This is a genomic window from Arthrobacter crystallopoietes BAB-32 (assembly GCF_000328305.2).
Classification (GTDB): domain Bacteria; phylum Actinomycetota; class Actinomycetes; order Actinomycetales; family Micrococcaceae; genus Crystallibacter; species Crystallibacter crystallopoietes_A.
This window is the reverse complement of the sequence record NZ_ANPE02000289.1, coordinates 1-9,959: the sequence shown is the minus strand read 5'-3', so window position 1 is coordinate 9,959 and position 9,959 is coordinate 1. Positions and strand designations below refer to the sequence as shown.

Here is a 9,959-nt window from a genome sequence, read left to right as displayed (position 1 = left end):
GCGCATCCGGCGCACCCGGCGCACCCGGCGAGTCGCCGTCGTCGTTCTCCGGCCCAGCCATTGACGCCCGCGCTGCACTGGCCCTGCCCTACACGCACGTCGACGACATGTTCATCGACGGCGCCTGGGTGCCCGCCCGCGGCCCCGGGCGCAACGAGGTCACCGATCCGGCGACCGGCCAGATCTGGGGCTCCGTGCCGGACGGCACTGCAGAGGACATCGACGCCGCCGTGTCCGCCGCCCGCCGGGCCTTCGACGGCGAGTGGCCGCGGCTGGCGCCGTCGGAGCGGGCCGCCTACCTGCTGCGGATCGCCGACGAGGTGGAGAATCGGGCCACCGAGCTGTCGCTGACCAACACCCGCGAGAACGGCTCGCCGCTCGCCGAATCCTCGGGCGCCGCCGCGAACGCCGCCGGCATTTTCCGCTATTTCGCGACGCTGGCGGACTATCTGGAGCACGAGGACGTCAGGCCCTTCCCGCACGGCGGCGGCGAGTCCGTGGTCCGCCGGGATCCGGTGGGCGTATGCGCGCTCATTGCGCCCTGGAACTTCCCCATCAACCTGATGGCGATCAAGCTGGCGCCGGCGCTGCTGGCCGGCTGCTCCGTGGTGATGAAGCCTGCGTCGCCGACGCCGCTGTCCTTCCGGCTGATTGTCGACGCCGTCGCCGCCGCAGGCGTGCCGGACGGGGTGGTCAACTTCGTCACCGGCGGCGGGCGCTTGGGCGATGCGTTGGTCAAGCATCCCGGCGTGGACAAGGTGGCCTTCACCGGTTCGACGCCGGTGGGCCGGAAGATCGCCTCGGCCTGCGGCGAACTGCTGCGCCCCGTCACGCTGGAACTCGGCGGCAAGTCCAGCGCTGTGGTGCTGCCCGATGCCGACCTGGACGCGATGTCCCAGGTGCTGGTCCGCTCCTGCATGCGCAACACCGGCCAGACCTGCTACATCTCCACGCGCATCCTGGCTCCCGCCGGACGGTACGGCGAGGTCGTGGACATGGTCACCGCCACGATCGCGGCCGGCCGGCAGGGCGACCCGCTCGATCCTGCCACCGTGTTCGGACCGGCGGCCACCGCCTCGCAGTACCGGACGGTGCTGGAGTACGTGGAATCCGCGCATGCCGAAGGCGCCCGCGCCACCACCGGCGGACGCGCCGCCCGGTTCGACGGCGGGCTGGAGCACGGCTACTTCGTGGAGCCGACGGTCTTCGCCGACGTCACCCCGGACATGAGGATCTCGCGCGAAGAGATCTTCGGCCCGGTGATCTCGGTGCTGAAGTACTCCGGCGTGGACGAGGCCGTGGCGCTGGCCAACAACACCGAGTTCGGCCTCGGCGGGCTGGTCTTCGGCCAGGACCACGATGCAGCGCTCGCGGTGGCAGACCGGATGGACACCGGTTCCGTGGGCATCAACTTCTTCGCCTCCAACCACTCGGCGCCCTTCGGCGGCCGGCACGACTCGGGCCTCGGCACCGAGTACGGGATCGAAGGGCTCAATGCCTACCTGAGCTACAAGTCCATCCACCGCCAATAACCTCCGATCGAGGGATCAGATAACGCCCCTTTTTCGCTCGAAGAGGGGCATTATCTGATCCCCGGATGCCGGGAGGGAGGGACTCAGACGAGGATGATGACCGTGCCATCATCCTCGTCTGCCCCGCTACAGTAGGCCCATGCCGTCCTTCCGCGCCCGCCTCGACATCACCGGGCTGCGTCCGGGCTTCGCACCGCCCAGCGTGATGGAGGCGGCCACTGACGCGGTTGGCTCCGCCCACCTCGTCGAGGCCCACCAGCTCGACGTCGTCGCCGGCATCCCGCGGATCACCGTGCGCTTCCTGGTGGAGCCGGGCGCCTACGACGACGAGAACCGGCAGGCGCTGCGGGCTGCGGACAACATGCAGCATGCGGTCGAAGAAGTCGCCCACACCGCCAAGCTCGCCGTGCTGCGCCGCGTCCGAGGCCGCTGGGTTCCGCTGCTCTGAGCCCCGTCGCCTCCGCCCCGCCCCTGAAATCTGTTGGCCTTTAGTGGCTGGATTGAGGGCCAAAACCGGCTCTAATCCAGCCACTAAAGGCCAATCAATTCGCCTTCTTGGTCAGCGACCAAGGCGTCTCCGGGCGCTCGAGGCGTTCGCCGTCAACCACCAGATCCACGCGTTCGTTGAAGAAGGCCAGCAGGTCCTTGATCTTCGGGTTCTCCGGGATCGGCGACGGATAGCTCCAGGCGGCGTCCTGCACGAACGTGTCCCCGGCACGCACCGACCAGTACCGGGCCTCGCCCTTGTATGGACAGCTCGTGACGGTGTCGCTGGCTTCGAGCAGTTCCGTGCAGACGTCCTCGAACGGCAGGTAGTAGCGCGTGGGCAGGCTCGTTTCGAACAGCAGCAGCGGGCGGATGCTGTCGGCAATCAGCGTGTTTCCGGCGAAGACCTGGACGTGCCGAGAGCTGCGCAAGGTGTCCACGCGCTTGTACGGATCCCGGGCGTGGACCAGCACCCGCTCGTCCTCCTCGTACCATTCGACCTGGCGCCAGGAGAAGGTCACATGGCCGGCCAAGCCTGCGGTCTTCCCCGACGGGTCCGGGTACGTCCAGGCCGCCGACTCGGCGCGCTTGTTCCCGGCAGTGACGGTCCAGCGGGTCTTGCCGTTCACGGTGGCCTCGCCGGTCAGCGCCCCGGGCCGGACGTCTTCCAGCGGCAGATAGTAGGTGGGCAGCCCGGACTTGCCGTACTGGATGAGCAGCAGGGCACGGGTACTGTCGGCGACCAGCGTCCCGCCGAGGCGGACGCGGATCCGCCGCGGCGTGGGCTCGACGAAAGGCTCCAGGTACTCCATGAGCGGCAGTCTACGCTCCGCCCTTGCTTGGCTGGAGCTCAAATCTCCGGAACGTAGCCCTGCCGGATGGCCCGCCGCTCCTCGTGGCCCACCCGGAAGGTGCGCGAGCCGCCGCACATCAGCACGAAGAACAGGCCGAAGCCGGCGGCGACGGCGACCGGCACGGAGCCGGGCTCGCCGAACCACCGCGCGATGATGAGCCAGCCCAGACCCCAGCAGAGGGCCAGCGCCGCGGACATCCGGCCGCGCCCGCTCATCGCGACGACTGCGCCAGTGAAGGACACTGCAGCAATCGTGATGACGGCCCAAACGTCGGCGCCCCAGCCGAAGAGATCGATTCCATGCACGGTGAACCAGCTCGCCGCATTCGCCCCGGCAGCCACCAGGATCCAGCCGGTGTAGAGCCCGACCGGCACATCCACCAGGCACACCTCAGCCCTGGTCCCGGCGGGATGGCGGTTCAGGACCCGCATGGCCACCAGCAGAACGCCGAGCAGCCCCGCCATGACCACCAGGCTCAGCCCCACGAGCCCGGCCTGAGCGCTGACGATCCAGATGCCGTTCAGCAGGAGGGACGCCGCCACCAGCCAGCCGACCGCCCGCTGGCGCAGGGCTTCGCGCTGGCCGGGCAGCCACTGGAAGACGGTGTAGGCGGCCAGTCCCAGGTAGATGGGCGACCAGATGCTGAAGGCCGGGCCGTCCGGCGCCAGCAACGTGAACTCGGTGGAATAGGCGCCGCCGGCCGCATCCTTGATAGCGGTCCCGCCGAACTGTCCGGAACCGCCGGCAGCGGCAACCAGGCTGAAGAGCAGGCCCAGCGTCACCGCGCACTGGCGGGCAAGGTCCGTCCCGAGGACTTCGCGCGTCCGGCGGAGGTAGGGGCTGGCCGTGCGGAGCGCGGGCCTGACGGCTTCGACCGCCGGGCGGACAGCGTCGATGGCGGGCCGGACAGCGTTGATAGCGGGCCGGAGCACAGCGGGAACAGTCACTCGATATCGGTCCCGGCGGTGCAAGGTGCGGCAACCGAGGGCGTCTGGTCCGGAACCGATTGGCCTGCAACAGGCTCGCCGGCCCGGCGCCGTCGGAATCGGATGATGGCGGCGAGGATCATGCCCACCAGTATGCCAATCACGGTGCCCAGCACCACATTGGCCCACACCGGCAGCCCGGTGGCGAGCCCGCTGGCCAGCCCCAGCCCCGTCATCCAGATAGCCCACAGCGCGGAGCCGGACGCGGAGGACAGCAGGAACGGCTTCAGCTGGACCTCGGCCAGCCCGGCGGCGGCAACCGAGGCCGTCCGGCCGCCGGGAATGAAGCGGGCGGCGACAATGGCGGCGTAAGTCGAGGACCTGCCGGCTTTCTCCAGCGCCACGGTCACCGCCCGGTCGACGGCCCGGCCCCAGCGGAAGCGGTTGAGCCAGGCATTGATCCCGCCGCGGAAGAGCAGGAACACCAGCGCGTCGCCAGCCATGCTGCCGGCAAAGGCGGTCAGCACCACCAGCGGCAGGATGAGCTCACCGTGGGCCAGCAGCGTGCCGCCGCCAATGACCATGACTTCCGAGGGCGACGCCGGCATGACGGCATCGAGGACGACCATCAGCAGGGTCATCGGATAGTAGAGCCACTGCCACGGGCCCTCGGGGATCTCCACTACAACAATCTATCGTGCAGTCCCGGGCGGTGACAGACTGGGGAGGGTGGAAATCCGGATCCTCGAGGACGACATCACCCGCCGGCGCGTGGACGCCATCGTCAACGCTGCGAACTCCAGCCTGCTGGGCGGCGGGGGAGTGGACGGCGCCATCCACCGCGCTGCCGGCCCTGCACTGCTCGCCGCTTGCCGGGAACTGCGCCGGGACGAGTACCAGGACGGCCTGCCCGTCGGCGCTGCAGTCCAGACCGGCGCCTTCGACCTGTCGGCGCGCTGGGTGATCCACACGGTGGGGCCCAACCGGCATGCCGGCCAGACGGATCCCGCCCTGCTCGCCTCCTGCTTCCGGCGCAGCCTGGAGGTGGCGGACCGGATCGGCGCGGAGTCGGTGGCGTTCCCGGCGATCAGCGCCGGCGTCTACGGGTGGGAGGCGGAGACCGTCGCCCGGGTGGGGCTGGCGGAGGTTTTGGCGTACGACGGCGGGGTGCAGCTCGTCGAATTCGTGCTGTTTTCCGGCGGGCTGGCGGAGGTCTTCCGCTCCGTGCACGCCGAGCTCACGAGGTAAGCACCGCCGTCGTTGTTTCCCTGTCTCAGGCCTTGCCCCGCTGGCTGTAGTAGCGCCGCAGCCACAGCGACAGCCCGTCGAGACCGGGGAAGAGCACCCGCTCGGTCACATTCACCTGGTCCAGATGGTCCCGGACCCGCCACTTGAGCTTGGCGGGGATGATGACCTTCCGGTACAGCTCCGGATGCCGGGCGAGCCACTCGTCGAGCCCGGCCTCGGCCCCGGACATCGTGGAGAAAATCGCCGCCTGGTTGACGATCCGTTCGTCAAGCGCCGGCGGCTCGAAGAACAGCGGTACGCGCTCGCCGTCGGGCCCCCGGAACCGGTCGAACTCGGCCAGCGAATACGCCGCGCGCGAGAGCGTGTCCGTGGTGAACAGGCCGCCGCCGAGGGGCTCGAGCACGCTGCGCAGCTCCTCGGGCAGCAGCTCATGCACCGCCGCGTAGTCCACGCACCACACCGCGCCCGGCTCGTCATTGCGCTCCGGCAGGCGGGTGGCGAAGTGCAGGGCGACGTAGGGCGAATGGGACCAGTCGAGCAGCCGGGTGGGCAGGCCGTGGTGCTGCGCGACGCTGAGCCAGTTCCAGTCCGAGTCGCCCGGGGAGGTGTCGCGGTGCGCGTATTTGCGGAAGTTGCGCAGGATGTGGGGTTCGACGGCGGTGCTTGAGTCCCCGCGCAGCCGCACCAGGCCGGTGCGCAGGTCGCGGGCCGCTGCGGAGTGGCCGCGGTAGGCAAACGGGAGCCGGATTCGGTCCTGCGAGGGGTGCCAGCCGCCGCTGGTCAGGACGTCCAGCAGGCCGAACAGATCGTCTTCGTCCACCTCGACGATGTTCTCCACGGCAGCTCCCTGGTTCTCCGTCAGCCTGCCAGCGCCGGTTCCGGCTCGGTTGCCCTGATCCACTCGGACAGTTCCAGCCGGCTGCGGAACTCCGTCTCCCGGCCGGTCAGCGGGTCGGTGAAGCGGATGCCGCGGGCGAGCAGCTGCAGCGGCTTGGCGAAGTCGTCCGGCGCCTTGTCCAGCAGCACCGGGTAGAACGGGTCGTGCAGGATGCCGATGCCGAGCGAGGCCATGTGCACGCGCAGCTGGTGCGTCTTGCCGGTGACGGGCAGCAGCCGGTAGCGGCCCAGCCCGCGGCACTCCCCGGCGAGCTCGAGGCTGGTCTCCGCGTTCGGTTCGCCGGCGACCACTTCGGCCAGCAGGTAGGTCCGGGATTTGGTCATGCGGTTGCGGACCGTCCGCGGGAACTCCAGCCCGTCGGCCACCGGGGCGATGGCTTCGTATTCCTTGTCGACGCGGCGCTTTTCGAACAGCACCTGGTACTTGCCGCGGGTGTCCGGGTTGGTGGAGAAGAGCAGCACGCCGGCCGTGAGGCGGTCCAGCCGGTGCATCGGAATCAGGTCCGGCAGGTCGAGCAGGCGGCGGAGGCGGACCAGCGCCGACTCCTGGATGTAGGTGCCGCCGGGCGTGGTCGGCAGGAAATGCGGCTTGTCCACGACCAGGATGTTCTCGTCCTGGTGGAGGATGTCCAGTTCGACCGGCAGCCGTTCCTCGGCCGGAAGCGTGCGGTAGTACCAGATGAAGGTGTGGGCGTCCAGGGGCGTGGTGCGGTCCAGCCGGACGCCGCCTTCGCCGACGATCTCGCCGCGGTCGAAGCGTTCCTTGATGCCGTCCTGGTCCACGTGCCCCCAGCGGTGCAGCATGTAGTCCAACGCGGTCTCCCACGGGCCCGAGGCAGGCAGGCGCAGCCGGGTGGCGTTGACGCCGTCGCGCACGGGAAGCGGGGATTCCATCACCCTTCAAGGGTAACGGGTGGGCCGACCGGGGCTAGCTGCAGCCGGTGATCCGGTAGAGCGCAGCCTCGCCCTCGGCGTCGACGAGTTCGAAGCCATTGGCCTCGGTCAGGTCCTGCAGGCCCGGGGCGGTGGAGGTTTCGCCGGGATGCACGGATTTGTTGCCGAAGTCCAGGACGTACTGGACGCCCTCCTCGAGCACCGCCTGGCAGACGGCCGGGTCCGATTCCAGTTCGTCCAGGTGCTCCATGATGAGCTTGCCCTCGGCGGTTGGGGACTCCTCACCGGACGGAACCAGTGTGGGCCGGTCGGTGTAGGAGTAGGAGAGCGAGGCGCCGGTCATGGGGTTCCCGGCGATGACCGCGTCCTCCGGTACGTGCTGCGGAATGCGCTTGATCAGGGCGAGTTCGTCCGTGGTCAGCAGGAAGGAGCTGTCCGTGAAGCGGTATTTGAAGGCGGCCTCTTCGATGCTGCGCTGGGCGGCGAAAAGGGGCGCAACGGCCAGCGCGGCGATGGTGAGGACGGCGGCGGCAACGGGCCGGAGCCAGGGCGGCTGCTTCTTGTCCCGCCGGGCGAGCCAGGCGCGGAAGAACGAGCGGGCGGTGCCGGCCAGTGCGACGCCGCCGAGCGCCGCGATGAGGAGATTGGCCACCGGCAGCATGGCACTGATCCGGAAGAAGTCGTTGTACCAGATGCCGGCGACCAGCCAGCGCAGCTCCGGGGCTTCCTTCCAGTTGCCGACGACGAAGAGCACCGCCGCGACCAGGTAGACCCCGATCGCCCAGCGGTGCTTGCGGACATTGAGGACGACGGCGATGCCCACGATGGTCAGTACGGTCACCAGGATTGCCATCGGGCGGTACAGCGGCGCGTGGACGGCGACTTCGTACAGGGAGCGCAGCACGTTGCCCAGGTTGTCCCAGTTGTCCGAGGCGCTCCGGGCCGGGCGCAGCAGGGCCCACAGGATACCGCCGACGACGAGATAGGCGACCGTGCCGAGCGCGGCACTGCGCCTGTCCCGGTGGTCCCCGTGGCGGTAGAGGCCGTAGGCGGCGGCGATGACCATGGGCGCCGCCAGGGCCAGCAGGCCCATCACCGTGGCCGGATGCGCCAGCCCCAGCCCGGGCAGCAGGCCGGCGAGCAGGACCAGATTGCCTTCGACCGAGATGGTCGCAGGCAGGCCGATGCGCAGCAGCTGGACCACCAGCCCCAGGGCCACCGGCAGCATGGCGATGGAGAGCATGAAGGGGTAGACGACGCCGAACTCCAGCAGCAGGTACGGGAAGCTGCTGTAGGCGGTGGAGAGGACCGCGGCCACCAGCAGCGGCATCATGCGCTCGCCGGTGAGCCGGCTGACCAGGAAGAGGCAGCCGGTGCTCCAGATGCCGGTGACCACGACCAGGTTGGTGACGTTGATGGCCACCGGCACGGGCACGCCGCTGGTGATCATCACGAGCGAGACGACCGCGTGCCAGCCGGCCGGGTAGAACACGCCCCCGTCAGTGGCGCCGAGGTAGCCGAGGTCCAGCGAGGAAGCGTTGGATGTGTCCGCGATGTAGCGGATGGCGTTGAGGTGGAAGATGTTGTCGTGCGACTGGGCGATGTTTTCCGGCGCGCCGACGATCCAGAAGATGTAGGCGGCCAGCGGCAGCGCGGAGACGGCCCAGGTGATCAGCACCGTCCGCCATCCGGCCGGGGCCGCAGCGGCGGCATGCTGGCGGTGCAGCCGGTTCCACATCAGCCGCCGCAGCAGCCAGAGGGCGGCGGCCACCAGGACGGTTACCGCCAGCAGCACCGGCCAGGCCCAGGGCAGGCCGGCCAGGCTGCCGAGTTCGGCGGCAACAACCATCGCGGTGACGCTGAAAGGCCCGGCCACCGCCAGCAGCGTGAGGCGGCGCAGGCCGAGGATGCTGCCCCAGAGCAGCCCGGGGCCGAAGATCAGCACGATGGCCACCAGGAAGGCCGGGATGGTCTCGACCCAGGTCATTGTCCCCCTTGAACGTTTCTGCAGCTCATCATATGGTCTCCGGCTGGCAGCGCGGGCAGAAGTACAAGTCGCGCTCGGTCAGCTCGTCTTCGCCCAGCCTGGTGTGGACGATAGGGGTGCGGCAGCGCAGGCAGGGCTTGCCGGGCCGCCCGTAGACCCAATGCGGGCTGGCGTTCCGTCCGCCCGGGCCGCCGGTGGTGATGCGGCGGCGGTCCTTGTTGGCTTCCAGCAGAATCTTGGCCAGCTGCACTATGCGTTCCAGGTCCGGCACGGCGGCCACGGGAGCCAGCGGGTGGACGCGGGTGAGGAAGCACAGCTCCGCGCGGTAGACGTTGCCGATGCCGGCGAGGTTGCGCTGGTCCAGCAGCGCCAGCCCGATCGGCCGTTCGGGCTGTGCCCGGAGCCGGCGCAGGGCCTCGGCCACGTCCCAGTCCGGCCCGAGCAGGTCCGGACCGAGGTGCCCTACGGCCTTGGCTTCCTCCGCCGTCGGCAGCAGTTCCAGGATTCCCAGCAGGAAGCCGACGGCCGTGGCCCGGGGGGTCCGCAGCACGATCCGGGCCTGGAACGCCGGCTTGTTCCAGCGCTCGCCCGGGCGGTAGATGCGCCAGCTGCCCTCCATCTTCAGGTGGGAGTGGATGCTCAGCTCTCCGGCCGGTCCGGCTGTCCGGATCAGCAGGTGCTTGCCGCGCGCCACGGCGGCCTGCACGGTGTTGCCCGCCAGGTCCGCCGTCGCGTACCTGGGCACGCGGAAATCGGTTTCGGTCAGCACCTGCCCGGCGAGGGCACGGTGGAGGTCCCGGGCGGTGCGCCAGACGTTGTCTCCTTCAGGCACGGAACCGCAGCCCCCGCGGCGTGCTGTAGAAACCGGCGCCGGTCAGTGCGCGGGCGACGTCCGTGTCCAGCACCGGGACGCCGTTGACCTTCTCCACCGCCATCTTGTCCGCGGCGCCGCGCCGGATCACATCCACCACGGCGGCGGCGCAGAGGTCCAGCGCCTGCGGGTCCTCGGTGAAGGTCAGCAGCGTCTTGCCGCCGCGCTCCACGTAGAGGGCCAGTTCGCCGTCCACGAGCACCACCAGCGCGCCGGCTTTGCGGCCGGGCCGGTGTCCGCCTTCCTGCGCCGGCCACGGCAGGG

Annotated in this window: 11 protein-coding genes; 3 read left to right on the top strand and 8 right to left on the bottom strand. The window is 69.9% G+C overall.

Annotated features, from left to right (window positions below):
* The first annotated feature begins 59 nt into the window (after nucleotides 1-59).
* Together D477_RS20070 and D477_RS20065 are read left to right on the top strand one after the other, a co-directional pair.
* Complete coding sequence (locus D477_RS20070) at nucleotides 60-1,532, top strand: aldehyde dehydrogenase (RefSeq protein WP_043847792.1); 1,473 nt, start codon at nucleotides 60-62, stop codon at nucleotides 1,530-1,532.
* 139 nt (nucleotides 1,533-1,671) lie between these two features.
* Nucleotides 1,672-1,980, top strand: coding sequence for a hypothetical protein (locus tag D477_RS20065; RefSeq protein WP_005274731.1), 309 nt, complete (start codon nucleotides 1,672-1,674; stop codon nucleotides 1,978-1,980).
* 94 nt (nucleotides 1,981-2,074) lie between these two features.
* Here D477_RS20065 and D477_RS20060 read toward each other — a convergent pair whose 3' ends face one another.
* The 3 genes from D477_RS20060 to D477_RS20050 are packed head-to-tail and all read right to left on the bottom strand — an operon-like array spanning nucleotide 2,075 to nucleotide 4,481.
* Nucleotides 2,075-2,830 carry a DUF427 domain-containing protein gene (locus D477_RS20060; RefSeq protein ID WP_005274729.1) on the bottom strand — a complete coding sequence of 252 codons (756 nt, stop codon included), beginning with the start codon at nucleotides 2,828-2,830 and terminating at the stop codon, nucleotides 2,075-2,077.
* A gap of 38 nt (nucleotides 2,831-2,868) precedes the next feature.
* Nucleotides 2,869-3,819 (bottom strand): tryptophan-rich sensory protein, encoded by a 951-nt coding sequence (locus tag D477_RS20055; protein WP_052510867.1) that lies wholly within the window; start codon nucleotides 3,817-3,819, stop codon nucleotides 2,869-2,871.
* The gene (locus tag D477_RS20050; protein ID WP_005274724.1) at nucleotides 3,816-4,481 is read right to left on the bottom strand and encodes a DedA family protein; all 666 of its coding nucleotides are present in this window, start codon (nucleotides 4,479-4,481) and stop codon (nucleotides 3,816-3,818) included. The genes D477_RS20055 and D477_RS20050 overlap by 4 nt, the downstream gene beginning before the upstream one ends.
* Nucleotides 4,482-4,527: 46 nt before the next feature.
* Between D477_RS20050 and D477_RS20045 the strand changes: the two genes are divergently transcribed.
* Complete coding sequence (locus tag D477_RS20045; protein ID WP_005274722.1) at nucleotides 4,528-5,046, top strand: O-acetyl-ADP-ribose deacetylase; 519 nt, start codon at nucleotides 4,528-4,530, stop codon at nucleotides 5,044-5,046.
* Nucleotides 5,047-5,071: 25 nt separating this feature from the next.
* Here D477_RS20045 and D477_RS20040 read toward each other — a convergent pair whose 3' ends face one another.
* The 5 genes from D477_RS20040 to D477_RS20020 form a co-directional block, all read right to left on the bottom strand.
* Nucleotides 5,072-5,884 (bottom strand): FRG domain-containing protein, encoded by an 813-nt coding sequence (locus tag D477_RS20040; RefSeq protein WP_237740845.1) that lies wholly within the window; start codon nucleotides 5,882-5,884, stop codon nucleotides 5,072-5,074.
* Nucleotides 5,885-5,904: 20 nt separating this feature from the next.
* Entirely contained in the window at nucleotides 5,905-6,837 is a 933-nt protein-coding gene (locus tag D477_RS20035; protein ID WP_005274718.1) for a pseudouridine synthase, read from the bottom strand.
* Between the two features lie 34 nt (nucleotides 6,838-6,871).
* Nucleotides 6,872-8,824: a DUF6541 family protein gene (locus tag D477_RS20030; protein ID WP_005274714.1), complete on the bottom strand. Its 1,953-nt coding sequence runs from the start codon at nucleotides 8,822-8,824 to the stop codon at nucleotides 6,872-6,874.
* A 28-nt stretch (nucleotides 8,825-8,852) separates the two neighbouring features.
* Nucleotides 8,853-9,656, bottom strand: a complete 804-nt coding sequence (locus D477_RS20025; protein ID WP_005274713.1) for an Fpg/Nei family DNA glycosylase — start codon at nucleotides 9,654-9,656, stop codon at nucleotides 8,853-8,855.
* The coding region (locus D477_RS20020) for a hypothetical protein (protein WP_043847788.1) at nucleotides 9,649-9,959 on the bottom strand (311 nt) is incomplete at its 5' end. The genes D477_RS20020 and D477_RS20025, both read right to left, overlap by 8 nt.

Bases quoted from the DNA above. Each gene is read 5' to 3' on its own strand.
- D477_RS20065 (WP_005274731.1), top strand. From the start codon at position 1,672: ATGCCGTCCTTCCGCGCCCGCCTCGACATCACCGGGCTGCGTCCGGGC.
- D477_RS20060 (WP_005274729.1), bottom strand. From the start codon at position 2,830: ATGGAGTACCTGGAGCCTTTCGTCGAGCCCACGCCGCGGCGGATCCGC.
- D477_RS20035 (WP_005274718.1), bottom strand. From the start codon at position 6,837: ATGGAATCCCCGCTTCCCGTGCGCGACGGCGTCAACGCCACCCGGCTG.
- D477_RS20030 (WP_005274714.1), bottom strand. From the start codon at position 8,824: ATGACCTGGGTCGAGACCATCCCGGCCTTCCTGGTGGCCATCGTGCTG.